The 25,627-nt window shown below is 37.8% G+C and carries 25 protein-coding genes; 9 read left to right on the forward strand and 16 right to left on the reverse strand.

The genetic code is table 11. The features are described from left to right. Positions 1-8: 8 nt before the first annotated feature. The 4 genes from ASC84_RS11010 to ASC84_RS11025 form a co-directional block, all read right to left on the reverse strand. Positions 9-800: a hypothetical protein gene (locus tag ASC84_RS11010; protein WP_056514605.1), complete on the reverse strand. Its 792-nt coding sequence runs from the start codon at positions 798-800 to the stop codon at positions 9-11. 295 nt (positions 801-1,095) lie between these two features. Continuing rightward, positions 1,096-1,899 carry a thioesterase family protein gene (locus tag ASC84_RS11015; RefSeq protein WP_056514607.1) on the reverse strand — a complete coding sequence of 268 codons (804 nt, stop codon included), beginning with the start codon at positions 1,897-1,899 and terminating at the stop codon, positions 1,096-1,098. A 205-nt stretch (positions 1,900-2,104) separates the two neighbouring features. Beyond that, positions 2,105-2,938 (reverse strand): undecaprenyl-diphosphate phosphatase, encoded by an 834-nt coding sequence (locus ASC84_RS11020; RefSeq protein ID WP_056514608.1) that lies wholly within the window; start codon positions 2,936-2,938, stop codon positions 2,105-2,107. Between the two features lie 122 nt (positions 2,939-3,060). Continuing rightward, positions 3,061-3,753, reverse strand: coding sequence for a YggS family pyridoxal phosphate-dependent enzyme (locus tag ASC84_RS11025; RefSeq protein ID WP_056514611.1), 693 nt, complete (start codon positions 3,751-3,753; stop codon positions 3,061-3,063). 123 nt (positions 3,754-3,876) lie between these two features. Between ASC84_RS11025 and ASC84_RS11030 the strand changes: the two genes are divergently transcribed. Continuing rightward, a complete protein-coding gene (locus tag ASC84_RS11030; protein ID WP_004722735.1) occupies positions 3,877-4,914 on the forward strand; it encodes a type IV pilus twitching motility protein PilT in 1,038 nt (345 codons plus the stop codon). Positions 4,915-4,939: 25 nt separating this feature from the next. Then, positions 4,940-6,058, forward strand: a complete 1,119-nt coding sequence (locus ASC84_RS11035) for a PilT/PilU family type 4a pilus ATPase (protein WP_004722736.1) — start codon at positions 4,940-4,942, stop codon at positions 6,056-6,058. A 79-nt stretch (positions 6,059-6,137) separates the two neighbouring features. Here the strand turns inward: ASC84_RS11035 and fur are convergent, their stop codons facing one another. Further along, positions 6,138-6,575, reverse strand: a complete 438-nt coding sequence (fur, locus tag ASC84_RS11040; RefSeq protein WP_004722737.1) for a ferric iron uptake transcriptional regulator — start codon at positions 6,573-6,575, stop codon at positions 6,138-6,140. A gap of 112 nt (positions 6,576-6,687) precedes the next feature. Between fur and ASC84_RS11045 the strand changes: the two genes are divergently transcribed. Beyond that, the gene (locus ASC84_RS11045; protein WP_004722739.1) at positions 6,688-7,086 is read left to right on the forward strand and encodes an outer membrane protein assembly factor BamE; all 399 of its coding nucleotides are present in this window, start codon (positions 6,688-6,690) and stop codon (positions 7,084-7,086) included. A gap of 84 nt (positions 7,087-7,170) precedes the next feature. Here the strand turns inward: ASC84_RS11045 and ASC84_RS11050 are convergent, their stop codons facing one another. From ASC84_RS11050 to ASC84_RS11095, 10 genes are all read right to left on the reverse strand, one after another. Further along, positions 7,171-7,500 (reverse strand): RnfH family protein, encoded by a 330-nt coding sequence (locus ASC84_RS11050; RefSeq protein WP_035371671.1) that lies wholly within the window; start codon positions 7,498-7,500, stop codon positions 7,171-7,173. Between the two features lie 8 nt (positions 7,501-7,508). Then, a complete protein-coding gene (locus ASC84_RS11055) occupies positions 7,509-8,576 on the reverse strand; it encodes a hypothetical protein (protein WP_081409351.1) in 1,068 nt (355 codons plus the stop codon). Between the two features lie 218 nt (positions 8,577-8,794). Next, entirely contained in the window at positions 8,795-9,250 is a 456-nt protein-coding gene (locus tag ASC84_RS11060; RefSeq protein ID WP_056514616.1) for a bacteriohemerythrin, read from the reverse strand. A 911-nt stretch (positions 9,251-10,161) separates the two neighbouring features. After that, on the reverse strand, positions 10,162-11,010 hold the full coding sequence (locus ASC84_RS11065; RefSeq protein WP_016539214.1) for a class II glutamine amidotransferase: 849 nt from the start codon (positions 11,008-11,010) through the stop codon (positions 10,162-10,164). Between the two features lie 185 nt (positions 11,011-11,195). Beyond that, entirely contained in the window at positions 11,196-11,981 is a 786-nt protein-coding gene (locus ASC84_RS11070; protein ID WP_056514619.1) for a GNAT family N-acetyltransferase, read from the reverse strand. A gap of 179 nt (positions 11,982-12,160) precedes the next feature. Then, positions 12,161-13,066 (reverse strand): acetylglutamate kinase, encoded by a 906-nt coding sequence (gene argB, locus ASC84_RS11075; RefSeq protein WP_056514621.1) that lies wholly within the window; start codon positions 13,064-13,066, stop codon positions 12,161-12,163. A 58-nt stretch (positions 13,067-13,124) separates the two neighbouring features. Next, positions 13,125-14,564 (reverse strand): phosphomannomutase/phosphoglucomutase, encoded by a 1,440-nt coding sequence (locus ASC84_RS11080; RefSeq protein WP_056514624.1) that lies wholly within the window; start codon positions 14,562-14,564, stop codon positions 13,125-13,127. 229 nt (positions 14,565-14,793) lie between these two features. Further along, positions 14,794-15,246, reverse strand: a complete 453-nt coding sequence (dut, locus tag ASC84_RS11085) for a dUTP diphosphatase (RefSeq protein WP_056514627.1) — start codon at positions 15,244-15,246, stop codon at positions 14,794-14,796. 101 nt (positions 15,247-15,347) lie between these two features. Next, complete coding sequence (locus tag ASC84_RS11090; protein WP_004722749.1) at positions 15,348-17,387, reverse strand: UvrD-helicase domain-containing protein; 2,040 nt, start codon at positions 17,385-17,387, stop codon at positions 15,348-15,350. Positions 17,388-17,838: 451 nt separating this feature from the next. Next, positions 17,839-18,489: an OmpA family protein gene (locus tag ASC84_RS11095; protein WP_056514630.1), complete on the reverse strand. Its 651-nt coding sequence runs from the start codon at positions 18,487-18,489 to the stop codon at positions 17,839-17,841. A gap of 378 nt (positions 18,490-18,867) precedes the next feature. On the opposite strand from ASC84_RS11095, the gene ASC84_RS11100 reads away from it, so the two are divergent. The 6 genes from ASC84_RS11100 to ASC84_RS11125 all read left to right on the forward strand — a co-directional run bounded on the left by ASC84_RS11100 (position 18,868) and on the right by ASC84_RS11125 (position 23,399). Then, entirely contained in the window at positions 18,868-19,785 is a 918-nt protein-coding gene (locus ASC84_RS11100) for an acyltransferase (protein ID WP_056514633.1), read from the forward strand. A gap of 88 nt (positions 19,786-19,873) precedes the next feature. Next, positions 19,874-20,872 carry a hypothetical protein gene (locus ASC84_RS11105; protein WP_085944131.1) on the forward strand — a complete coding sequence of 333 codons (999 nt, stop codon included), beginning with the start codon at positions 19,874-19,876 and terminating at the stop codon, positions 20,870-20,872. A 143-nt stretch (positions 20,873-21,015) separates the two neighbouring features. Further along, positions 21,016-21,735: a septum site-determining protein MinC gene (gene minC, locus ASC84_RS11110; RefSeq protein ID WP_004722759.1), complete on the forward strand. Its 720-nt coding sequence runs from the start codon at positions 21,016-21,018 to the stop codon at positions 21,733-21,735. Between the two features lie 66 nt (positions 21,736-21,801). Next, positions 21,802-22,614 (forward strand): septum site-determining protein MinD, encoded by an 813-nt coding sequence (gene minD / locus ASC84_RS11115; protein WP_004722761.1) that lies wholly within the window; start codon positions 21,802-21,804, stop codon positions 22,612-22,614. A 2-nt stretch (positions 22,615-22,616) separates the two neighbouring features. Next, positions 22,617-22,889 (forward strand): cell division topological specificity factor MinE, encoded by a 273-nt coding sequence (minE, locus tag ASC84_RS11120; protein ID WP_004722763.1) that lies wholly within the window; start codon positions 22,617-22,619, stop codon positions 22,887-22,889. 222 nt (positions 22,890-23,111) lie between these two features. After that, complete coding sequence (locus ASC84_RS11125) at positions 23,112-23,399, forward strand: PA4642 family protein (protein ID WP_004722766.1); 288 nt, start codon at positions 23,112-23,114, stop codon at positions 23,397-23,399. 439 nt (positions 23,400-23,838) lie between these two features. Here ASC84_RS11125 and ASC84_RS11130 read toward each other — a convergent pair whose 3' ends face one another. Then, positions 23,839-25,443, reverse strand: a complete 1,605-nt coding sequence (locus ASC84_RS11130; RefSeq protein ID WP_056514634.1) for an isocitrate lyase — start codon at positions 25,441-25,443, stop codon at positions 23,839-23,841. Positions 25,444-25,627: the final 184 nt, after the last annotated feature.

A 25,627-nucleotide genomic window follows, 5' to 3' on the forward strand; every position in this document is an offset into this window, starting at 1 on the left:
ATTTTTAATTAATCCGCAGGAAAGGCATTTGGTGCAGGCGCATAAGTATCCTTAGTTTTTTTGGGTAGATCGTATTTAGGTGCTTTTAACTCATACACCACTGTACCAATCACACCAGTATTTTGAATAGAACCACTGGCAGAGTTGGCAGCATAAGCATCATTTGGCTTACTAAAAATAAATGAAGCTACAGATGAGTTACTTTTTCTAAAACCTTCAATCGCAAATGAGCTATAAGGTCTTAACACATAACCACTATTTGAACGTGAAGCTTTACTTCCATTAAGAACATCTAGGCCATCGACACTTGCAACAACTTCAAAGGTTTGGCTACTGGTATTGGCATAACGCAATTGATAGCTTTGTCCATCACGGGCTGAGAGATAATAACGCTCGCCATCGCGATACAGTGGTAAAATTCGCCCACGATCATCTACAACAGAAAAGCTAATTTTTCCAGCGGCTAAAGAAATGCTGTTAATACTGCGTCCTGAAAATTGCTTACTGGCATAACGAATTTGAGTTTCATCAATAGGATGACTACTTAAACGTTTTAAATCAACTTGAGTCACATACGAACTCACGTCATCTCCCCATTTCGTTCCCAAACGCTCTTCCGACTTTACTCGATTTTGATTGGAAATAGGCGCTGGTGCAGCCTTAGCTGTTGCTGAGGTAGGTGATGGTGCAGATTCGATTTCTTGCGAAGTAGCATCCTGAGTTGAAGAATATTTTGCAGTACTACAAGCACTGATTAAAGCACAAAGACACAACCATAATAATAGTTTGGATTTATACATATTCTATTTCCAGTTTTTAAATTTTATTCAAATCAGTATAGTCAAATTGAGGATCATATTACATCTAGAATTGTTGAGTATATTTTAAAAAAGTTAACTGAATAGTTTGCCTTAAAGTAAATTCCAAATGCTTAAACGGATACTCATCAGCTTCATTTCACCTATACATAGAATTGTTTTTTATAGTGATTATCTTAGCCAATATGAAAAATCTAATTACTATTCAAAAGAATAAATACCAACACAAATCAAAAAACTGTATGTAGAAATACAGTTTTTGATTTCATTCATGCAACTACTCAGCTTGTATAGGTCTTAGAGTTCGAATCTGTTCACTACGTCCAAATGGCCCATAAATATCATGTAAGACGGAACTGGTTAAACCAATACCATCTTCACCATATTGTTGTACGGTTTCTAAACCTAACCATTGACCTTGAGGCAAACGATATAAATGAATTTGTAAATCTAAGTTTGGAAAGCCCCAATTAAAAGGGGGTGTTTGTCTCGCCACGACACCATTTGCAGTATCGACCATTCCCATTAACTTCACAAATGACGATGTCGGTCGACCTTCAACCATATCCAAAGTATTGCTAAGCCATACAATACCTGCTCCTTGTCGATGTTGCTCAGTCCTTGCTTCAATCGAATGAATATAGCCACCAGGCCATTGACGTATTTCATGCCAAATCGGTAACTGTTCAGGCGTACCAATAGATTGATCCTCTAAACCTGCAACACTTTGACTATTGCTGGTCATCATGCGCCAAGTTCTCGCCACAATACTTATTTTACCTTGTGTGACCATTTCGGATTCAATCAGTTCAATGGTCTTGCCAGCTCGAATTACTTTTGTCCGAATATAAAATTCGCCACCCGCGATTAATCCAAGAATATCTAAACTTATACGACCAATTCGAACATCATTTCGAGGTGAAAACTGCTCTAATTCAGCACAAATAACCCCTGTCGCTGGTGCCATATGTTGCTCATGCGCATTCCAAGCCCCTTGAGCATGATGTGTCGATTGATAATGTGCAGTCACTACACCCTGCTCATCGATATGACGCTGAATCAATTGATAATATGCAGACATAAACTTCCCTATCACTCTTAAAAATCATTCGCTATACATATAATTCCGCATTATTTTTGTACTCGACTTAAGCAAAGAAGTCTAATACTAATAGGAAAAATGACCCATAGCGTTCAATATTTTCACACTGGATTGAACGCTTAAATTTAAAGTGAGATATTAAAAAGTGTGACATATTGAAAAGTCAGTATTTGAAAACCTATATTTAACCGATGAGTAAAACGACAGCTGAAAAAATCAGACAATAAATACCAAAGAAATGCCAGCGGCCATGTTCAAGCCAACTCGATAGCCATTTTAAAGCAACAAGACCTGCAATAAAGCTAAACAGCATCCCAAACATGCTGGGTAAAAGCAGTTGAGCTAAATGAATACTTTGAAAATTCTCGGCATGTAGCAATCGATAAAGCTCTTTTACAATCACCGCTGGGGTTAATACCACTGCCAAGGCAAAACTAAACTCTTCCGCTTTTTGGCGAGCGACACCTAAAAATAATCCTGTTGAAATTGTTGCACCTGAACGTGAAAAACCACGGAACGGCAAGCATAAAGCTTGAACAGCGCCAATCCATGCCGCACTTTTCATCGTCACATCACCAACCTGTCCACGATCTAATCGAGAGGATAAAATAATCAATACACCAGCAGAAGCTAAAGCAGCAGCCATTAATTTTGAATTGCTAAACAATTGCTCAATTTCAAAGTGGTTTGCCCCAGCAAAAAAAACATGTTTGATCATCGATTGCAACGCTAATCCAAGTACACCAGTGATGCCTGTTGCAACAATCACAAACCATGCTTGTTTTTTAAAACGATCCCATGACGAAAAATAGGTTGTGCGCCAAGACTTCCAAAAATACACAATGACTGCAAACATGGTTCCTGTATGTAGCATCACCAATAAAAACGTCATATCAGGCGCTGATGGGTCAAAACCCATCAATTTTTCAGCCACAATCACATGTGCTGAACTGGATACAGGCAGCAGTTCTGCAAACCCTTGTATGATGGCAAGCATAAGTACATGAAAAATAGTCATCAACAATCTCAACGGATTAGAATTATTGATGCCTTATACGTTTACAGCATTAAATCTAAATTAAAATAAACTTAAACCCAGCGAAAATTAAGTCAGCCTCCAAGCCAGTTTTAGTCTGACCTTTAACGCTGATTTGAATAATCTCGTGCACCAAACAAAGCCGTCCCGATACGTACCATGGTTGACCCTGCGGCAATGGCTTCCACCATATCTCCAGACATCCCCATGCTCAACGTATCCCAATCTTCAGCATGCGCATGATGAACTTTAACCTGATCAAATAATTGCTTTGCATCACTAAATGCTTGCGGATGATCAGGTGCAGGAATCACCATTAAACCACGTAACTTTAAATTCTTTAATTGACTGATTTGTTTCACCAGATCTGCCACATCATCAGGCTGACAACCATCTTTACTGTCTTGTGCATCAATATTGACTTGCAAGCAAATATTTAATGGCGTTTGAGTAGCTTCACGTTGATTTGAGAGACGCTCTGCAATGATAAAACGATCAACTCCATGCACCCACGCAAACTTTTCAGCAAGATGCTTGGTTTTATTGCGCTGCACATGACCAATAAAGTGCCATTCGATCTCTAAATCTTTTAAATCTTCAATTTTTTCGAGTGCTTCTTGTAAATAATTCTCGCCAAAAGCACGCTGACCCGTAGCATACATTTCTTTTAATAGTGTACTTGGATGTGTCTTGGAAACTGCCAACAACTGTACCTGACTCACATCTCGATTTGCAGCCAAACAGGCCTGCTGAATTTGCGCGAGTACATGATTTCGAGCTTGATTTAGATCATTCATTGACAAGGTTCTCATTTCATAAAAATTTCAGCTTCCAAGCAATGAAATTGTTGGTTATGCTGAGTGAAAGGCCTTATTATTCTACAAAATAATTAAGCAAATAGGTTTTTATTCGGGGACATTATGGATATTACAGAATTATTGGCGTTTTCCGTCAAAAACGGTGCATCTGACTTACACCTTTCAGCAGGTATGCCACCGATGATTCGTGTCGATGGTGAGGTCCGTCGTATCAATTTACCAGCACTGGAACATAAAGAAGTTCACAGACTGGTTTATGACATCATGAATGATAAACAACGTCGTGATTTTGAAGAACAATTAGAAACTGACTTCTCATTTGAAGTTCCAGGTATTGCCCGTTTCCGTGTCAACGCATTTAACCAAAACCGTGGTGCGGGTGCTGTATTTCGTACCATTCCTTCCAAAGTATTGACCATGGAAGATTTAGGTTTAGGACAAATCTTTAAGGATCTTTGTGAGTTACCACGTGGTTTGATCCTTGTAACAGGTCCAACAGGTTCCGGTAAATCAACCACATTGGCCTCTATGATTGACTTTATTAATGACAGTCGCTATGACCATATTTTAACGGTCGAAGATCCAATCGAATTTGTTCACCAATCTAAAAAGTGCCTTATCAACCAGCGTGAAGTGCATCGAGATACACATGGCTTTAATGAAGCACTGCGTTCTGCATTACGTGAAGACCCTGACATTATCTTGGTTGGTGAGATGCGTGACCTTGAAACCATTCGCCTGGCTTTAACAGCAGCAGAAACAGGTCACTTGGTTTTCGGTACACTACACACCACATCAGCGGCAAAAACCATTGACCGTGTGATTGACGTATTCCCTGCTGAAGAAAAAGACATGGTCCGTGCCATGTTATCAGAATCATTACAAGCGGTTATTTCACAAACTCTGCTGAAAAAGAATGGTGGCGGACGAGTTGCAGCACATGAAATCATGATTGGTATTCCTGCAATTCGTAACTTGATTCGTGAAAACAAAGTTGCACAGATGTATTCAGCAATTCAAACCGGTGCAAACTATGGTATGACCACATTGGATCAGAGTTTAAAAACGCTGGTCGCCAAAGGTGTTATTAGTCCTCAAGTTGCAAGAAATGTAGCAAAACAACCAGAATCATTCTTATAAAATGGATTATTGAGGTTTAAAAAAGATGGACTTTAATGACTTGCTCAACATGATGATTGAGCAAAAAGCATCAGACTTATTTATTACCGCCGATGTTGAACCATCAATGAAAATTAATGGTCAAATTGTTCCTGTGGTAAAAACCAAGTTAAACGGCGAAATTATTATGCAATTGCTTAACTCTATTATGAGTGAAAAGCAGCGTAAAGAATTTGCTGAGACCCGTGAATGTAACTTTGCCATTACCAATCGCGATAAAACTGCGCGTTTCCGTGTCAGCGCTTTTCAACAACGTGATATGCCTGGAATGGTTTTGCGTCGTATTGAAACTCAAATTCCGACCATGGATGAGCTTAAATTACCGCCTATCCTTAAAGATCTCGCAATGACCAAACGTGGGATCATTATCTTTGTTGGTGCAACAGGGACAGGTAAATCCACTTCGCTTGCGTCTATCATTGGTTATCGCAATCAAAATTCTAAAGGTCATATCATCACCATTGAAGACCCAATTGAATTTGTACACGAACATGCAGGATGTATTATTACCCAACGTGAAGTGGGAATTGATACAGATTCTTTTGAAATTGCACTTAAGAATACTTTGCGTCAAGCACCAGATGTGATCTTAATTGGTGAGATCCGCTCTCGTGAAACCATGGACTATGCCATCGCTTTTGCTGAAACAGGTCACTTAGTCTTTGCCACACTGCATGCCAACAACGCCAACCAAGCAATTGACCGGATTATTCACTTCTTTGAGTCTGACCGTCATAGCCAGTTGTTTATGGATCTATCACTTAACCTCAAAGCCATGGTTGCGCAACAATTGATTCCAACACCAGACGGTAATTCTCGTCGTGCTGCAATTGAAATTCTCATCAACTCACCGTTAGTTTCAGACTTAATCCGTAAAGGTGATGTACATGAAATTAAGGATTTGATGAAGCGCTCTCGTGAATTAGGTATGCAGACATTTGACCAAGCTTTATTTGACCTCTATAAAGCGGGACAAATTACCTATAAAGACGCACTTAAACATGCTGATTCTCCAAATGATTTACGTCTACAAATCAAATTGGATGAAGAAGGTGGTGCACAGCTACTCAATTCAAATAGCAAACTCACCTTTGATGGACAATAGTTCAAAAGCAAAAAATAAGCTGATATAAAAAGAGGGGGCTTAGTTAAGCCCCCTCTTCATTTGTTGTATTTATGTGATTCTAGCGCTTACGATAAGCTTCCTGACATGCAGGTTCATCACAATAACCGTACAGATTCAAAGAATGTCCAGTCAATTGAAAGCCATGTTTCTCAGCTACCGAATGTTGCTCATGCTCGATGGTTTCATTAGTAAATTCAACGACTTTATTACAATTTTGACAAACCAAATGATCATGATGATCTTCTTGCATAATTTCAAAAACAGAATGATTGTTTTCGAAATGATGGCGCTGGATAATTCCAGCAGCTTCAAATTGTGTTAACACACGATATACGGTCGCTAGACCGACATCTTCACCTTGTTCGAGTAATGTTTTATAAATGTCTTCCGCGCTCAAGTGGTGTTGTCTTGAATTTTCTAATAATTCCAAAATCTTGATTCGTGGTAGGGTAACTTTAAGTCCAGCTTTGCGTAAATCTTGATTTGAAATAGGCATATAAAAAGGTCTCTCAACAAATTTTAAGTTGGAATATGCAACAGAGTTGAGATGCAGTATGATCTATCCTTGGATCAATTGCATCATAATTAATTTGGGATAGTGTAGCAAAATGCAAAAAATCATGCTGACGTTATTCGTCGCTTCTTTACTTGGTGGTTGTTCTGTATTTGGAGTATACAAAGTCGATATTCCTCAGGGAACACCGTTAACCCAAGCTCAAGCTTCAAAAATTCAAGTCGGTATGACCTACCAACAAGTACAGTTCTTGTTGGGTAGCCCAACAGTCTCAGATCCATTGAATCCAGGACGATGGGATTACATTTACAACTATATCCCAGGAACTTACGCGAAAAAAGCGAAGATTCCCGCAGCACATGGCCAACATTTAAAGGTTTATTTTGATCAATCAGGTGTCGTAAACAAAATTGAAGGTTTAGAAACCATTCCTGAGTCTCAACCTGGTTTACCTGCTTCTAAAGAAGCAATATTGAATGCGCCCCCACTATAGACACTTTGCGATAAAAAGAAACCCCTCAATGAGGGGTTTTTCATATGCATTCAATTGTTTAAAGCGATTATTGTAAATAACGCCTTATTTAAATAACAATTGTTGATAGCGATTACCACGACAGTAACGTCCGACAGGATTTGCTTTTGCGCGATTGCGACGAATATCTTTTGGATTAATCGTTAAAGCTCTATAAATTTCAACACGATCACCTGCTTGTAGCAAATGCGATTGCGCTTTTATTTTCACTCCGAAAATACCGAAACTAAAATTTTCAGGCAATTCTACTTGTTGCGCCAATCCACTTTGCGCAATTGCATCGGCAATCGTCATGCCTTGAGAAAATTGTAACTCAATGTGAAATTGTTGCTTTTCGGCAGCATATGCCACCCAAATCTTTGCCACGAGATTCACCTTGACCCTTAAATTAACTGTCCAATATAGGATACCAATGCCAACACAATACTCAAAGGTAAAACAATTCGTACCGCAATACGCCAAATATTATAAAACGCTTCTGAACTAAAATTGATTGCTTTACGTAGATGGCTGATTTTCATGATCCAACCCACAAAGATCGAATAAATCAAGCAAATGACCAAGCCCCAAATCATCAGCAATGGATTAAACAGCACTGCAATGTTTGGAATTGCCCAAATGAATAATGCCACCAACAACACTACAAATTGAATAAGTATTGCGACTTGGCGTTGAGCTAACTGTTCTTTGCCTAGTTGTAATAATAACGCGGCTGAAATGACTGCATTAAATAATAAAGTATAGGCAGGGATTTGTGCTGAAGCCGCAAAAAAACCAAAGGCAATCACAGCAACCAGTTGCGCAATCCAAATCGGTAAAGCTGTTTTAGATGCCTCATTATTCTGTTGAACATTCAACAAGCTGGTTTGCCAATACAAGCCTAAACCGAGACCTGTGGCCACAAGGGCTAAAATCGTTGCATTGCCCCACTCTTTAAACTCTACAGGAGTAACATGCCAAGCTTGTAAGTGTGTACCGAAAACCTGTGCAAGGATTAAAGAAAGCAGCACGCCTATCGTGATCAAACCCACTAAAATTTGACGAGGCGCAAAAGACAAAGCAAAAGCCACTACAGCGGCACCTGCAAATAACAAATGACCTTCTATCTGTAAATTCGCAATCTGCACAGTACTTTGACTGATATTCGATAAAATTCCACCCGCTAAGAATGGAATAAAGATAACAGCCAACCAACCCACAATGCGCCATGATTGAGATGCGTCAGCATCACGAGTTAAGCTAGACAAGGCATTGAGTGCAGTTGTTTTAGAACGCTTTGCTAAAGCAACTTCTAAATAAGTAATCGGCAATGCCAACACTAGCATTGACACTAACCACAATATCCAAAAATCAATTTGTCGATCAGTTTGAATATCCAGACTTGGAGCTAAACCTGCGATAATCATAAATGATAAACAAAATGCCATGAGCGGCGATAACCATCGTGACATAGAATAATCCTGCATGAGGTGTTTCGTAAAAAGTTCTGCTATTTTGCCTTTGTCGATGCTGAAAATCAAAGCTTAAAAGAAAAAAGCAAATCACCCCTCGATGATTTGCTGCGCTAGATATTGTTATAATCTTTGTTATTTCTTTTTATCCCCTCTGAATTTTTTTAGTTAGAGAGCTGGTGATTCCCATAATTTCACAATCATAAAATGCCTGTAAATTATGAAAAAAATCTTGCAAACCAATTTTTGCCTTTTTTCTTTTCGTTTTCTTTAATAATTCCCATCATATTTAATTTTACAGCACCCACATAATCCGCATCATCATGTTGAATATGATTAATTAACCATTTAGACAACACTTCATGCAATTCTTTTTCTATAGAATGCCCTTCTTCAAAACTGGTACGATAACTTTCAATACGTTTAATAAATAAGTCATGTACACGTTTATGAGGAACACGGTATTTATAACCCGCTTCTTCTTGTAAGCTTTCTTCAAAGGTAAAATGGGATTGTGTATAGTCAATAATATTATCAAGAATTTGCTTAATACGAGTACGATCCGTTGCCATACCGATTTCATCAATTTCATTGATGTAATCCAAAATCCGTTTATGTTGATCGTCGATCACATCGATACCCGTATTATATTCTGGAATCCATCTCATCTTCATACGATCACCTTAAAATAATGTCTTGACCTTCAGCAACCATATTAACGGCTATCTCTCTAAATAAAAATGAACTGTATTAGTCGGGATTCATTAAAAAAACTATGAAATAAATTAAGTTATTGTTTATACTTGGATAATATTTTAATCCGCACTAAAAGAGTAAGATATTTTTTAACCAATTATTAAGTTTAAATAATTTTATTGATTGTCTATATTTATTATTTAGCATAAATAAATGATTATTAATGTGTAATCGAAAAATTTAAAACAACCACATCAAATAATATTTCACTTACTATTTTCAACACAATTTCTCGTGATAAAAGCGCACTAATATCATTTTTGCAAAATCAGAAAAAATATTCTTTTATCATTTTGTTATATTTTTAAATACTTTCTTCATTCAAGTGAAATTTATTTTCTATTTTTATTCCGCTTATTTCAAGATTTACTCTTAAAAGAGTTAAAATATAAATTTTATATAATATTTAAACAATTATAACGATATTATTACTCATTTTTTTCAAGAGAATATGATTAAACATTATTATTTTGATCGTCTTCTGTTTGTTGTAGTAGCATCAAAATACTCCGTTAAGTATCAAAGATGACCATCCTATACAATTTAATATGAGACTTTGATCATTCAAAATAATGCGATTTACAATAAATAATTCGAAGTAATTTTTACAGGATTTAGTGAAAAAAACCCTGTAACCGAATGATAAGGAAATTGCTATCGATCTAAGATAATTCTTGCATCTATAGCTAGTACAAAAGCACCTATAAAAACCTGAATGGGCTAGTTAAATTGAATTTTTTTTATTTTTACAATGATTTATACTTAAAAAAACATGGAGTTAGCGAATAACGCCTCCCCCCAATCATCATATGAATTCATTCAGATCAAACTAATATTGATCTGCCTTGGTGACTCTAACCAAACTTGGATCAGCAGCCTCACGAGCAAGTCTTTCAACATGTGTTGTTGCTGTTTTTATCACTTGACCATCTTTAAATAAAATCATCTCACCAGGTTGGTATGCGGTCCAAACTTCATTTTGAGTTAATGGCTCTGTGGTAATCACGGCAACACGATCTTCTTTTGTCGTAAATTGACTAAAATCAATATCGACATCAATATCGACCAAGCGTGCATATGTAAATGGATACTCGCGTACAATCCAATGCAGCTTCGTTGTCGCATAACTAAACAATGCTTGTCCATTGGAGAGGCAAAAATTAAAAGTGCCATATTCTGCAATTTTAGGTGAAATTTCTTCAAGCAAAGCAAATACATCATTTAAACTCGGTTCAAAATAACCAAATCTTAAAACCAGTTGTTCAAGTAAATAACAAAATGCCAGCTCACTGTCGGTACTACCTACAGGGGTAAAACGCCCCGATAAATGTGGATGAAAGTTATGTAAATCCCCATTATGTGCGAAAATCCACTGTCTACCCCATAACTCACGAATAAAGGGGTGGGAGTTTTCTAAGGTGATTTTACCTTGAGTTGCTTTGCGAATATGCGCAATCACATTCCGTGATTTGATTGGATAGTTACGTACCAGTTCAGCAATCGGTGACAAGACTGCAGATTGATTGTCGACAAATAAACGACATGCTTTATCTTCAAAAAAGGCAATGCCAAACCCATCAGAATGATCAGAGGTTATTCCTGCACGTTGAGAAAACCCACGAAACGAAAAAGTAATATCAGTGGGAGCAGCGCAGTTCATTCCAAGCAATTGGCACATAGTGTATTCATACAACATTTTATTTATAAGAATATTGTGCATGACTACGCAGCTGCTTGCAAATCTCAATAACTGAAAATAACTGCAAACAGATGCATATTATACCCATGACCTAACCCAGATCAGCAAAATGATTTGGGTACTTTTAGGATATCAAACTCTAAGTACCCTTATTTTTCGGACACTCAGCGATTAACCATTTTGTTTAAAACAAAGTTTTTGGCAATTTCATTGACATCTAAAAAGACAAAATAATCTAAACAATTGAATGCTTCATCGTGATATGCCTGTTTCGATAAACGCGCATTCATTTTCAAATAGACATCAAACAACTTTGGAATTCGTTCATCTTGTGGAAAGCTATACTCTGGATGGCTCGGTTCAAAAGCGGGATTTGCGTTTATATCAATCGACTGTTTAGCAGTCATTTTCTTCAAATGCTGATGCGTATAGTAAGCACGTGCCTTATTGTCTTCCAAACGAATGCTGACACATCCCATTAAGTGTTTTGCTTTCATTTTCCATAGCACTGTCGGAACTAAATTTAACCACAACATCGACAATGCACGCCCATTACGATAACGCGGATGTACACACGTACGGCCTATTTCCACAATATTGGATAGATGTGAAAGATGAGAAACATCAAATTCTTGTGCGCTATAACTACGTGCAAGTTCATGCCCCTGAATCAACTTCAGACGTGTATAGGCAACAATCTCATTGCTCCATTTATCACGTAATACCGCATGCTCACAATCAAGGTCATATAAATCTTGATCTAATCCATTTTCAAATGTAATGCCAAACTGATCTGCGAATTGTACTGCACGAAATTTTTGTACTTCTTTGAGTTGTTTCAGGTCTTCAACCCATTCAAATTTATATTGTGATTGTGCTTTTTTAGGTTTTGGTAACGGTAAATTTAAGTTCTGGAAGTTCTGACGATACTGATTTAATTTTGCGAACATATTTTCGACTCCTTGAGCTTTTACTTACACTAGGCAATCCTGATGACACTTATATGACGAAAAAATGACCGTTTAAAAACACGCTATGAATGGTTAATTTGAAATAAAATCGGCAAAAATAAAAAAAAGCCAATGTTTTCACACTGGCATTTTAAAAAAAATAATCTATAGATTAAAAATTATTTCTGAGGCTTAGCACGATTGGTAATTAAGGTTCCTACACCATGATCGGTAAAGATTTCTAAGAGTGTTGCATGAGGTACCCGCCCATCTACAATGTGCGCACTCACAACCCCACCTTTAACCGCGTCTAAGGCACAACCCACTTTAGGAATCATCCCCCCGTAAATCACCCCAGTTTCAATGAGACGATCGACTTCCTGAGTAGTAAGACCAGTCAGGAGGTTTTTATTTTCATCTAAAACACCTGATATATTGGTCAATAGAATCAATTTTTCCGCACCTAAAGCTTCTGCCACTTTACCTGCGACCAAGTCTGCATTGATATTATAAGTTTGACCGTCTTCATCTACACCTAAAGGCGCAATCACTGGAATAAAATCACTTTGGGTAAACATTTCTAAAACGTCAGTTTTAACCCCAGTCACTTCCCCAACTAGACCTAAGTCAATTTGCGTGACTGTACCATCTGCAAGTGTCTTTTCCATCAAGAGCTTTTGAGCACGCAATAAATTACCGTCTTTACCCGTTAAACCAATGGCACGTCCACCATGTTGATTGATTAGGTTAACGATAGATTTATTAACACTGCCACCTAAAACCATCTCGACCACTTCCATGGTTGCAGGATCCGTTACCCGCATTCCATCAATACGATCAGACTCACGCCCTAACTGTTTAAGCAATGAATCTACTTGTGGACCACCACCATGTACGACAATCGGATTTAAACCTACAGTTTTGAGTAAAACGATATCGCGAGCAAATGAGCTTTCCAAATCTGGATCAGTCATTGCATTGCCACCATATTTTACAACGAGTGTTTTACCTGAAAATCGTTGAATATATGGCAAAGCCTCTGTCAATATTTGCGCTTTGTCGATGCCAGTATGCTGATGTGGCATTCGCCTCTCCTTAGTGAGCTGTAGGAATTAGACTGATGAATATGAATGATGCAAGAAATCAGTGTGCCTGTAGAATATCTTGGGCGATCATAGGATAACGATCACTGAGCATAGACGCAAATGTCTGACGAATTTCATTTAAACAATTTGGGCAATCTGCATCAAAACGTACGGTAAAATATTCACCTGTATTTGACGCCCGAATAATGCCAAAACCATGTTCAAAATCAAGGCGAACACCATCAATTTTGCTCAGTTCAGCACCAAATTGTTGACTGAGCTGTTCAATCTCATTCAAAACAATTTTCGGATCAGTACGGTGGGTACTAATATAAGTATCTTCAGTATAAAAACGATCTGGATAACAAGCTAAGATTTCAGACAATGTTGCTTGAGGGAAACCACATAAGTATTCCATCACACGTAAGGCAGCATATAGACCATCGTCATAACCAAGTCCACGCCCATCATTAAATACATAATGACCTGCGTACTCACCACCAAAGACAGCCTGGCCTTTTGATTGCGACATGTATTTGCGTAAAAAACTGCTGCCAGTCCGGATCATCTTGGCTTGACCGCCCAAACGTTCAACCACTTGACGTACCATAGATGAACACTTCACATCAAACACAATTTCATGCTGTGGATGATCTTTTAAACACATTTGGGCAAACAATGCTAAGAGCCGATCAGCTGAAATAATATGGGCATTTTCATCCAATAAAACCACGCGATCGCCATCACCATCTAAAGCGATACCAATGTCTGCCTGATGATTGAGTACATTTTGTCGTAATAATTCTAAATGTGTAGCTTGTGAAGGATCTGGTGCATGGTCAGGGAAGTTTCCATTAGCATTACAGCGTAATGCAATCACCTCACAGCCCAATTTTTTTAAAACAAGATTGGCACAAAAGCCTGCTGAACCATTTAAGCCATCAATCACGACTTTGAGCGGTCGGGTTAAGTGAATATCTTTTAATAATGCAGATTTATAGGATAAACAAAATTCAGATTTAATTTGATGAGCCGCTGTTTGAACAAACGATTCTGTATCTAGCAATGGAAACTGCTCACTTTGTAGATAACTTTTTGCTTGAGTGCCTATGTTTTGAATCATTTCAGGTGACGGTGGCTCAAACTGCATAATCCATTTAATACCATTGTCGGTTTTTGGATTATGACTCGCTGTCACCATAATGCCATTGCCCTGCGTATTTCTTGCAGCAAAGTACAGTTGTGGCGTAGCACAACAACCTATTTCAGTGACTTCAATGTCTTTATTTTGAAATACCTGTTTGATAATTTGAGCATACGCAGGACTACTTAATCGTGCATCGTATCCTAAGGTGATTTTTGATTGACCCTTTTCAATCAGTTGATCAACTAAAGCATATGCAATTGCCTGAATCAATTCAGGTGGCATCATTTCAACTTTTCCACGAATATCATAGGCGCGGAAAATCTGAAAAGGAAAATCATTCATCTTTTTCATAAGCAAAACTTCTATTTGCTTAACCCTTTATTTCGTCAGCTTAATCTCTCTAATGATAAGCAAGCAATTCATTTATATGAGAATATTTATATCGGGTCAAATGCAATATACTAAAAAACTCTTGATAATATATTCAATTTTATATACAGCGTTATACATACTTTTTGTTACAAATAAACATAATACTAAAAAAGCCTGATAAATCAGGCTTTAAAATAATGAGAAAAATCTAGTTCTTCCCAGTGTGACCAAAACCACCAGCACCACGTTCAGTCGCTTCAAATTCATTTACAATATCAAATTGCGCTTGAACTACAGGCACCAATACATACTGAGCTAAACGCTCACCTGGTTCTAAAGTAAAGGTGGTTTGACCACGATTCCAGACCGAAACCATCAATTCGCCTTGATAATCTGAATCAATTAAGCCAACCAAGTTGCCCAATACAATCCCATGCTTATGACCCAAACCTGAACGTGGTAAAACCAGACCAGCAAAATTAGTGTCTTCAATATAAATGGCCATACCTGTTTTAACCAACACAGTTTGACCAGGTTCAATTTGAATCGCTTCTTCTACACATGCACGTAAGTCCAAACCTGCTGAACCTGTTGTTGCATATGTTGGCATTGGCCATTCTTGACCTAAACGTTGATCAAGTACTTTTACTTGAACTTTCATATTGAAATCCTTGGTTAAATAAAGCTATTAAAGGTGCTTTTATTTCTTTCGATCTATTCAAAATCAAATCGAAAGAAAAATAAAAGAACTGATTTAAAAAATTAACGTTTTAATAACGCTTTTAAGTTTTGTAAATATTGCTGTGCCTGTTGCTTAGGATCAACATTTTCAGCTAATTTTTTCTTACGCCCTAACCAATCCAACTCATCTTGTGGTAATTCATCTAAGAAGCGGCTTGGGGTCATTTGTTTCATTTGCCCACCATTTTTACGTTGCTCAGCCAAAGTTAAGGTTAAGCCTTGTTGTGCGCGGGTAATACCCACATACATTAAACGGCGTTCTTCTTCGATCGTTTCAGCGGCAATGGAGTTCTTATGTGGCAGAAGCTCTTCTTCTAAGCCCATAATATAAACAAATGGAAATTCCAGACCTTTAGATGCATGTAGTGTCAGCAGGTTAACTTTATCGGTGTCTTCATCTTCCTGCTGCTGCTCAAGCATATCCAGCAACACCATTTTACGAATCACACTTTCAATGTTCTTTTCATCTACATCTTCAGCACGGTTGATTAAGCTTTGAATACTGGTATAGAGCATCTCCACATTATCAATCTTGGTTTTTTCTTGTGCAGGCGTTGCCGCAGTTTCACGTAAATAATCGATATAGCCTGCATCATTCATCATTTGACGAATTTTAGGAACAGGTTCATCGTCATCTAACAATTCACGAGTGAAATCATTGATAAAGCCAGCAAACTCAGCCAATTGTGTGGTGGCCTTTTTCGGCATCACCATAGTTAAGCGTTGATCACTTGCCGCAGCCAAAAGTGATAAATGATTTTCTTGGGCAAAAAGACCTAACTTCTCAAGTGTTACTGGGCCAATTGCGCGTTTAGGCGTATTGATAATACGAAGGAAAGCACTGTCATCTTCAGGGTTAATGATGATGCGTAAGTAGCTCATCACATCTTTAATTTCTGCACGACCAAAGAAAGATTGCCCACCAGAGAGCTTGTATGGAATCTGCATTTGACGTAGCTGAGTTTCCAATACACGTGCTTGGAAATTTCCGCGATACAACACCGCATAATCTTTCCAGTTTTTGCCATTCATCAATTTATGCGTAAGTAGATCTTTTACTACACGTTCAGATTCATCATCATCATTACGACAGGTGATGATTCGAATGACCTCACCATGACCTTTATCACTCCACAACTTTTTATCGAAGATATGTGGGTTATTTTCAATGACATGGTTCGCGGCTTTTAAAATACGACTGGTAGAGCGGTAGTTTTGCTCCAGCTTAATCACTTTTAAATTGCGGAAATCTTCTTTTAGCAATGCCATATTTTCAGGCTTTGCACCACGCCATGCATAAATGGATTGGTCATCATCGCCTACAGCGGTGAACTGCCCCATCACACCGACCAATAATTTTACCAAAATATATTGCGCGGTATTGGTGTCTTGATACTCATCCACAAGTAGATAGCGAACCCGGTTTTGCCAGCGATCACGAACTTCAGCATTGTCTTGTAAGAGACGTGTTGGCATTACGATCAGATCATCAAAATCTACAGCATTATAAGCCCGTAAATTTCGCTCATATAATTGATACAAGTGGGCAAACTGCACATCTTCTGGTGTTTCACAAGTCGTATGTGCTTGCTCAGGCACAATCAAATCATTTTTCCAATCAGAAATTTTTTTCATGGCTTTAGCAATCAATTCTTTGCTTTCAGCACCCGATAAATTATCACGATGCATCAAGTCCATAAGAATACGCTTACAGTCATCTGCATCAAGGATTGAGAAATTATTTTTAAGTGGGGTATTTTTCAGCTCAATTCGTAATAAATTTAAACCAAAGGTGTGGAAGGTCGAAACTGAAAGCCCTTTCCCTTCTTCTTTACCCAACAACTTACCCACACGTTCTTTCATTTCACGTGCAGCTTTATTGGTAAAGGTCATTGCGGTAATTCGATGCGCAGGAATCCCACACTGCTGGACCAAATACGCAATTTTTCTTGTAATTACTGAGGTTTTACCTGAACCCGCCCCTGCAAGTACTAACAAGGGTCCTTGAGTATATTTCATGGCTTCAAGTTGCTTGTCATTCAGTTGACTTGCTTTCGACATTGTTCATCCTCTAAAAACTTCGAGCTCGATTATAGTCATCTAAAGTAGAGTTGCAAAATGCTTAATTTGAATTTTTCCAATATAAAAACCAGATAAAAATCATTTCAGTTAAATTCTGCTTTAGTTTCAAACCTTCTTATTTCAATACTCTATTTTATTATGAGTTGTTGTTATTCAGTTGACTGGTGATCAAGTGGCGAAAGCATAACCAAAAACCATCATAACGGCTAGCAAATAGCAGCAAGAAGAAAGACCTTTATAGCATCAACGCTGGTTTTAATAATAAAAAATCTGAATCGCAACCTTAAACAGATTGATGAGATTTAAGCAAAAATTTGGAAAATAAAAAAAGGAATCATAGCGAACCATGACTCCTTTTCAATGCTTTCAACTCAATGCCTTCAACCAAAAAATACGTTACTTTTATTGCGATTTCTTGGTTTGTTGCATATTAGTTTGCCGCATAAATGCTGATTTCTACACGACGGTTCTGTTCACGACCCGCTGCAGTTGAGTTATCTGCGATTGGGTTTTGTGAACCATAACCTTGAGTATCAATACGGCTTTGCACGCCTTTACCTTTAAGGTAGTTTGCAACTGAGTATGCACGGTTTTGAGACAATGGAATATTGATTGAATCATTACCTGTATTATCTGTATAACCCGTAACAAGAATTACACTCTTGTTGTCTTCCATTAAAGTTTGAGCAACTTTATTTAAAGTACCGTAGAAGTTCGGCTTAATTGATGACTTGTTGGTATCAAATGTAATGCTACCTGGCATAACTAAAGCTACAGAACCATCTGGATTACGGTTAACTTCTACACCAGTACCCTGCATTTGTTGGCGTAATTTCTTTTCTTTATTGTCTAAATAAAGACCAGTACCCGCACCTAAAAGCGCACCAATTGCTGCTGCACGATTGTTTTGTGCAGATGAGTTTGCATTACCACGAGACAAACCATAGCCCGCTGCTGCACCGATCAAACCACCAATAGCAGATTTGTCGTACTCCATACCACCGATGTTATTACCAGTTGATTGACAGCCAGAAAGTACTAAAGCCCCTGCTGTAAGTGTTGTAATTAATAGTGCACGCATTGCATGCCTCCAAGTTGTGTTTTTTGTTAACTTAATTTTGGTATAAAAAACAAAGTGCCACTATAGGCATTTTGTTAACAATCACGTATTTTTTTACATTTTGTAATATTTACAATGAAATTTACAAAAGTGATCATCATAATTTATACATAGTCATTAAATGTGTCTTTTTAAATTGCATTGTAACGATTATATTTAAGGGCTGTGGACAATTCGTCTATGTTTGCGATTATGTATATTTCTGGTGATACGAGGCAACAAATACGAAATTTATTCATTCTAAATAATGATAAACATGGTTTCCAATGTCGCAACGTAGCAGTAAAAAATATCTAGTCGCTTGAACTGGCACTCACAATAAATCATTAGGACTGTTCTATGTCATCTCAACAGCAGAAGCAACCTATTTTAAAAAAAATTACGAAAGGTTTAACCGTTGGCTCAGTGATTACTGGCAGTACTTTTTTTCACGGCCCACCTGTTTTAGCTTTAGGCTTGACCAAATTATTTAAAAAGTCAAAAAAGGTGGATGAAACCAATATCAATATCACCAATAGTTGGTTAAGTGTCAATAATTGGTTGATTGATCATGTTCTTCCCGAAACACAATGGGACATTACCGTTGATGAAAACTTGGATTTAAATATGCAAGGTCGTTATTTAATGACCTGTAACCACCAAAGTTGGGTCGATACCACAGTAAACCAGTATTTTGGTCTAACCCGTATGCCACTCACCCGTTTTTTCACCAAATGGGAACTTATTTTTATACCGTTTGTCGGGCAAGCATTTAAAATTCTTGGCTTTCCAATGATGAAACGCCATACCAAAGAGCAGATTGCAAAGAATCCTGAACTGAAAACACGTGATATGGAAGAAGCACGTAAAGCCTGTGAACAGTTATTAAGCCAGCCTTTCACATTGCTCAATTATCTTGAAGGAACACGCTTTACCCCAGAAAAACATGCTCAACAACAATCCCCTTTTACCAATTTACTTAAAGCTAAGGCAGGTGGACTCGCACTCGCTTTAAATATCTTAGGTGATAAGATTGACGCACTGGTGGACATGACCATTGTTTATCCAGATGGTGCACCCGGTTATGGAGAATTTTGGTTAGGTGAAGTACCACGAATTGTGGTCAATATGCGTAAAATTGAGATTCCTGAATGGGTATTGGGTGGTAATTATGAAGATGATGCAGAATATCGCGAACGCTTTCAAAACTGGGTTGATGATTTATGGACTGAAAAAGATCAACTGATTAGCACCATAAAACAAAAATATAACCACTAACGTTCAATTGAAGAAAAAACCACAGAATAGGATGGATATGACAGAGCAAGTTCCACCACTCGAAAACAGTACAGAAACGAAAAACGATATGTCACGAGGATGGTGGATCGCTTTTGGTTATGACATCTTTATGATGTTTATCATCGTCTTCAATCTATTCTGTTTATGTGCCAACGCTTTTTTAATGAGTAATTTTGGTGACTGGCTTTTCAATGAAATTCATTTACCACAAGTTTTACAGTATTACAAAACAGATCTGCATCCATGGGTGATTAAAACGGAAAGCTGGTTTATCACCTTTTTGATTGTTGAATTAGGCATTCGCTGGCTCATCGCAATTATCAACAAACACCATGCGCGTTGGTTTTTCTTTCCATTTATTCATTGGTACGAAATTTTAGCGATTATTCCTTATTTACGTTTTTTACGTTTAATTCGCGTCGGTATTATTGCTTATCATTTTCATGAGTTAGGTTATAAGGTTATTCCCGATAACATTCTAAAACGTGTGCTGTTTTATTATCGAGTGCTGATGGAAGAATTATCTGATCGTGTTGTGATTACAGTCATTGATGGAATTAAACAAGAATTAGACACCAGCTCAAGTCATAAAAAAATCATTCATGATTTAATTGATCATCATAGAGATCGTTTTGCACAAACTTTAGCTGAAGTCTTACAAGAGTCTTTGGCCACTGAACTAAAAGCACAAAGTCATGTGATTACCCATAATGTCGGACAGATTGTACGTCAAGCGATTGAGGACACCCCGCAATTGACCCAGTTATTGCGCATGATCCCAATTGCAGGCAGTATGATTGAAAATCAGATTCAAAATATTGGGCAACAGTTAGGTGAGAACATTACCCAAGGATTGGTTGAACCTTTTACAGAAGGCAATCTACACAATCCAAACGCGACCTATCAACTGATCTCAACCAAATTAAGCCAGTTAAATATTGAAAATCAGAAGCTTGAAGAACTGGTTGAATCTGTGGTCTATGAAAGTTTAGAATCGTTAAGGAAACAAGTGAAAGTAAAACAATGGCAGCTTGAATTAGAAAAAAATGATCAAGTAAAAGATTAAGTGATTCAAAGAATAAGCAATTCATTGAAAATATTTGTATCTTTGCTAGAGAAATCATTCAATATGTTCTAGCATTTGCCCTATTTCACAATTTTTGACGCTTAGATAGAAAATTTAGGTCACACGCCTTTTAAGGAATAATTATGGCTGATATACGGATTACAGGCAGAATGGTTAATTTTACCCGATTAACCTTCGATACTAATGATCATGATGCCATCCGCCAGCAATTAACTTCAATGATGAGTGAAACCTCTTATCAAGGGGCTTTAGTCATTATTGATAGCACAGTTGAACAAGAGCTTATTGCCCTGATTCAACTCATTATCAGTCTAGATTTACAGCCTATGGCTGTGATTGATGGTTTATTGGGTGATCAAGCACGTGCAATTCAATTTCCAGTCTTGCCTGCCGATCGTCCATTGCAACGGATTAAACCGACGAAAGAGCAAGTGGTTGAAACACCAGTAAAAGCTCCAACTGTGGCGACCCCAAATGCAAGCGTTGATACACCTAAAACATTGAGTCATATAACCTCATACCATGATGAAATTTTAAGAACTGGTCAATGCTTAGTTCAAGATCATGGGGACATCATACTGAATGCTGGTATTAACAGTGGTTCGGAAGTGATTGCTTCAGGAAATATACATATCTATGGCAGTGTTCGTGGTAGAGTCATTGCAGGCGCAGGTGGTAACACCATTGCAAGAATTTTTTGTCATTCACTAGAAGCCGAATTGGTTTCTATTGCAGGAACATATTGTGTGGCAGATGACATTCCTCAAGATGTCATTAAAAAGGCTGTACATATTTACTTGAATGACCAGCAAGAGCTAGTGTTTGAAGCTTTGCAATTTTAAGGTATAAATTAACACCATATAAAACTCGTTTAATCGGGTAAAATGACCATAACAGGAGTGGATTCGGTGGCCAAAATTGTTGTCGTTACATCAGGCAAAGGTGGCGTAGGTAAAACTACGACGAGTGCATCTTTTGCAACAGGATTAGCCCTACGTGGTCATAAAACTGTTGTGATTGATTTCGATGTGGGTTTGCGTAATTTAGATTTGATCATGGGCTGTGAACGCCGCGTGGTGTATGATTTTGTTAATGTCATCAATAACGAAGCACGCTTACAACAAGCATTGATTCGTGATAAAGATATTGAAAATCTATATATTTTACCTGCATCACAAACCCGTGATAAAGATGCGTTGAGCGATGATGGTGTTGCTCGTGTAATCGATGAGCTTTCGCAAGAGTTCGATTATATTATTTGTGACTCACCTGCGGGGATTGAGCGTGGCGCGATTTTAGCCATGTATCATGCAGATGAAGCAATTATTGTAACAAACCCAGAAATCTCTTCTGTTCGAGATTCAGACCGTATTATCGGTATGCTCGACAGTAAGACGAAAAAAGTAGAAAACAACGAAGGGCGTGTTCGTAAACATTTATGTATTACGCGTTTTAACCCTGAACGTGCCGATAAACAAGAAATGTTGACCATTGATGATATCTCAAAAGATATCTTACGTGTACCAACTTTAGGCGTCATTCCAGAGTGCCCTAGCGTGCTTCAGGCATCGAATGAAGGTAAACCTGTCATTCTTTACCAAGAAGCATCTGCTGGGCAAGCATATGATGATTTAGTTGCGCGTTTCTTGGGTGAGGAACGTCCTTATCGACATATTACAGTGAAACCTAAGGGTTGGTTAGCACGGTTATTTGGAGCGTAGAAATGGCAGGATTTTGGAGTAAACTTTTTAGCAATGATGACAAACCATCTAGCGCCCAAACTGCTAAAGACCGCTTAAAAGTTATTGTTGCTTCTGAAAACGGTTTGGGCAAACGTTTAAGCCAAGACAAGATTGACCAAATGAAGAAAGAAATCATGCAAGTGGTTAATCGTTATGTCCGTGGTGTGGATGAACAGCATATTCAAATGCAAGTTCGTTCTGAAGCCAACATTGAAATGTTGGAAATGAATATCAATTTACCTGAAGAACGATAATTTCATTATTGATTAGTCAAGTGAATTGATTCAGGGCAAAATATAAGGCAGAGTCAAAAAGCATTGCTTTTACTCATGCAATATATTTTGCCCTTTTTATTTTAGATTTTTTTCAGCTAAATATTGTATTTATCCTTATTAAACAAAAGCTCAATAAGGTTTATATAATGCTGCAAATCAATCATTTGATTTAGAATTATTTTATTTTGAGGAGATGCTGTTATGGCACTTTCACAGCCAGCAACGTTCAATGAAGAATGGTCAGACGAGCGTGTATTTGCCTATTTAGATCAACTTCCTCCTGAAGGTACTAATACAGATTTTCATGTACTTTATCACGCATTTAAACATATGCGCCCGTTTGACTATGAACGTTTGTTGACCAAATTTGTTGCTGATGGTCGAGACATCAATGCAACTAATCCTGAAGGTCAACGTATTCATGATGTGATCGCAGAATATCCGCGTCAAAAAGAAGGTTTCTTAGACGTATTGGCAAAGTTTGCTTAACAACTAAATACGCGAATAACACGATACAACTCAATATTGTTAATCAATAAATGCCTGATGAATTTCATTGGGCATTTTTATTTTATATAGCCCTCTTTTTCTCAATGTATATCTCAAAATTCTCAAACGTATCCTCATCACTATTGAATACAATGATTTAAATACTTATACAAATCAACATGAATAAATAAACTTTTATAGAGCCACACTATTCCATTCAGTCTTTAACCATATTTTAATTTCACCCAATCTTGATTTACTTCAAATAGCAGTATGCTTACTTTTATAATTATTATTCAATATCCCCCTATTTACCAGCTCAAGTGTACATCTTGTTGGTTGATATCATTTAAAGCTAGCAATCTCAAACCCTACAATTGCTTATCTTCTGCCATAAAAAAACCCAGCTTACGCTGGGTTCTTCGAATCAAATCAGTGCTTAGTGAGCAGCGAATTGGTTCATTGTGTTTTTAGCATCGTCATGCGCTTTAAGTGCATTGTCACCAGAGAAGATTTCTTTGTGATCATCACCGATGTCAGAACCCGCCATTGCTTGGTGTTTAACACAAGCAATACCACCACGGATTTCTTTACGTTGTACGCCAGCAACATAAGCCAACATACCTTCAGTACCGAAGTAACCTTGTGCAAGCTCATGAGTAGAAAGCGCAGCAGTATGGTAAGTCGGAAGTGTAATCAAGTGATGGAATACACCAGCTTCACGAGAAGCATCTGCTTGGAATGTACGGATTTTCGAGTCAGCATCAGCAGCCAATTCAGAAGCATCGTACTCAGCGCTCATTAATTTAGCACGGTCATAAGCAGAAACGTCTTTACCTTCTGCAACCCAACGATCGTAAGCTTGTTGACGGAAGTTTAAAGTCCAGTTGAATGATGGGCTGTTGTTATAAACAAGCTTCGCATTTGGAACTGTTTCACGTACACGGTTAACCATGTGTGCAATTTCTTCAACGTTTGGAGTCGCAGTTTCGATCCAAAGAAGATCTGCACCGTTTTGTAAGCTAGACACACAGTCAAGTACAACACGGTCAATTTGAGTACCTTCACGGAACTGATATAAGCCAGAAGCTAAACGCTTAGGACGATGTAATTTACCATCACGTTTAATCAAGATTTCATCTTCTTGAGCATCAGCAATATCAATTTCAGTTGTGTCTAAGTAGCTGATATATTGAGAAGCAATATCACCTGGCTCTTTAACCACTGGGATTTTTTGAGTCAAGTCAGCGCCTTCAGAGTCAGTACGCGCAACGATGATACCGTCATCAAGACCCATTTCTAAGAATGCATAACGTAATGCATGGATTTTAGAGATAAAGTCTTCATGTGGAACTGTTACTTTACCAGCTTGGTGACCACATTGTTTAGCATCAGATACTTGGTTTTCGATTTGTAGTGCACAAGCACCAGCTTCAATCATCTTACGTGCAAGTAAATAAGTCGCTTCTTCGTTACCGAAACCAGCATCGATGTCCGCAATAATTGGCACAACGTGAGTTTGGAAACCGTCGATTTGAGCAGTGATTTCAGCAGCTTTAGCAGTATCACCAGCTTCGTTTGCTTTTTTAAGCGCACGGAATAAATCGTTAAGTTCTTTCGCATCAGCTTGACGTAAGAATGTATAGATTTCAGCGATTAAAGCAGGTACAGAAGTTTTTTCGTGCATAGATTGGTCAGGAAGTGGACCGAATTCTGAACGAAGTGCAGCAACCATCCAACCAGAAAGGTAGATATAACGTTTGCTTGTAGTACCGAAATATTTTTTGTTCGCAATCATTTTTTGTTGCGCAATAAAACCATGCCAGCAACCTAAAGATTGAGTGTATTTGCTAGAATCAGCATCATATTCAGCCATATCACGACGCATGATCGCAGCTGTATATTTAGCGATATCTAAACCAGTTTTGAATTGGTTTTGCAGTTGCATACGCGCAGCATCTTCTGGGCTAATATCGCGCCATGTGCTTCCGAATTTTGCTTTTAATTCACGGATTGCATCAATCGCTGTTTGGTATGTAGTCATGATATGTTCCTGTAATAATATTAGGATTTCATCAATCGAAGAGCTAAATCCACTCGGTATTTGTTTGTTCAGATTTAGAACACTTCGTTGTTATGGTCTTAGCTTAGATTGACTCCTCAAATTAATCCAATATTCTGAGTTAATTTTCAGTATTTATTTAAAAAATATGTAGATCAAAGTCGTA

It is taken from the genome of Acinetobacter sp. Root1280, assembly GCF_001425285.1.
GTDB classification, from domain to species: domain Bacteria; phylum Pseudomonadota; class Gammaproteobacteria; order Pseudomonadales; family Moraxellaceae; genus Acinetobacter; species Acinetobacter guillouiae.

What these genes read in the sequence shown, in the direction of transcription:
- dut (WP_056514627.1), bottom strand. Translation starts at nt 15,246, where the DNA reads ATGAAAGTTCAAGTAAAAGTACTTGATCAACGTTTAGGTCAAGAATGG.
- ASC84_RS11035 (WP_004722736.1), top strand. Translation starts at nt 4,940, where the DNA reads ATGGACTTTAATGACTTGCTCAACATGATGATTGAGCAAAAAGCATCA.
- ASC84_RS11105 (WP_085944131.1), top strand. Translation starts at nt 19,874, where the DNA reads ATGTCACGAGGATGGTGGATCGCTTTTGGTTATGACATCTTTATGATG.
- minC (WP_004722759.1), top strand. Translation starts at nt 21,016, where the DNA reads ATGGCTGATATACGGATTACAGGCAGAATGGTTAATTTTACCCGATTA.
- ASC84_RS11020 (WP_056514608.1), bottom strand. Translation starts at nt 2,938, where the DNA reads ATGACTATTTTTCATGTACTTATGCTTGCCATCATACAAGGGTTTGCA.
- ASC84_RS11125 (WP_004722766.1), top strand. Translation starts at nt 23,112, where the DNA reads ATGGCACTTTCACAGCCAGCAACGTTCAATGAAGAATGGTCAGACGAG.
- minE (WP_004722763.1), top strand. Translation starts at nt 22,617, where the DNA reads ATGGCAGGATTTTGGAGTAAACTTTTTAGCAATGATGACAAACCATCT.
- ASC84_RS11065 (WP_016539214.1), bottom strand. Translation starts at nt 11,010, where the DNA reads ATGTGCCAATTGCTTGGAATGAACTGCGCTGCTCCCACTGATATTACT.
- ASC84_RS11090 (WP_004722749.1), bottom strand. Translation starts at nt 17,387, where the DNA reads ATGTCGAAAGCAAGTCAACTGAATGACAAGCAACTTGAAGCCATGAAA.
- ASC84_RS11015 (WP_056514607.1), bottom strand. Translation starts at nt 1,899, where the DNA reads ATGTCTGCATATTATCAATTGATTCAGCGTCATATCGATGAGCAGGGT.
- ASC84_RS11010 (WP_056514605.1), bottom strand. Translation starts at nt 800, where the DNA reads ATGTATAAATCCAAACTATTATTATGGTTGTGTCTTTGTGCTTTAATC.
- fur (WP_004722737.1), bottom strand. Translation starts at nt 6,575, where the DNA reads ATGCCTATTTCAAATCAAGATTTACGCAAAGCTGGACTTAAAGTTACC.
- ASC84_RS11030 (WP_004722735.1), top strand. Translation starts at nt 3,877, where the DNA reads ATGGATATTACAGAATTATTGGCGTTTTCCGTCAAAAACGGTGCATCT.
- ASC84_RS11025 (WP_056514611.1), bottom strand. Translation starts at nt 3,753, where the DNA reads ATGAATGATCTAAATCAAGCTCGAAATCATGTACTCGCGCAAATTCAG.
- ASC84_RS11045 (WP_004722739.1), top strand. Translation starts at nt 6,688, where the DNA reads ATGCAAAAAATCATGCTGACGTTATTCGTCGCTTCTTTACTTGGTGGT.
- argB (WP_056514621.1), bottom strand. Translation starts at nt 13,066, where the DNA reads ATGCCACATCAGCATACTGGCATCGACAAAGCGCAAATATTGACAGAG.
- ASC84_RS11100 (WP_056514633.1), top strand. Translation starts at nt 18,868, where the DNA reads ATGTCATCTCAACAGCAGAAGCAACCTATTTTAAAAAAAATTACGAAA.
- ASC84_RS11095 (WP_056514630.1), bottom strand. Translation starts at nt 18,489, where the DNA reads ATGCGTGCACTATTAATTACAACACTTACAGCAGGGGCTTTAGTACTT.
- ASC84_RS11070 (WP_056514619.1), bottom strand. Translation starts at nt 11,981, where the DNA reads ATGTTCGCAAAATTAAATCAGTATCGTCAGAACTTCCAGAACTTAAAT.
- ASC84_RS11080 (WP_056514624.1), bottom strand. Translation starts at nt 14,564, where the DNA reads ATGAAAAAGATGAATGATTTTCCTTTTCAGATTTTCCGCGCCTATGAT.
- ASC84_RS11055 (WP_081409351.1), bottom strand. Translation starts at nt 8,576, where the DNA reads ATGTCACGATGGTTATCGCCGCTCATGGCATTTTGTTTATCATTTATG.
- ASC84_RS11130 (WP_056514634.1), bottom strand. Translation starts at nt 25,443, where the DNA reads ATGACTACATACCAAACAGCGATTGATGCAATCCGTGAATTAAAAGCA.
- ASC84_RS11060 (WP_056514616.1), bottom strand. Translation starts at nt 9,250, where the DNA reads ATGAAGATGAGATGGATTCCAGAATATAATACGGGTATCGATGTGATC.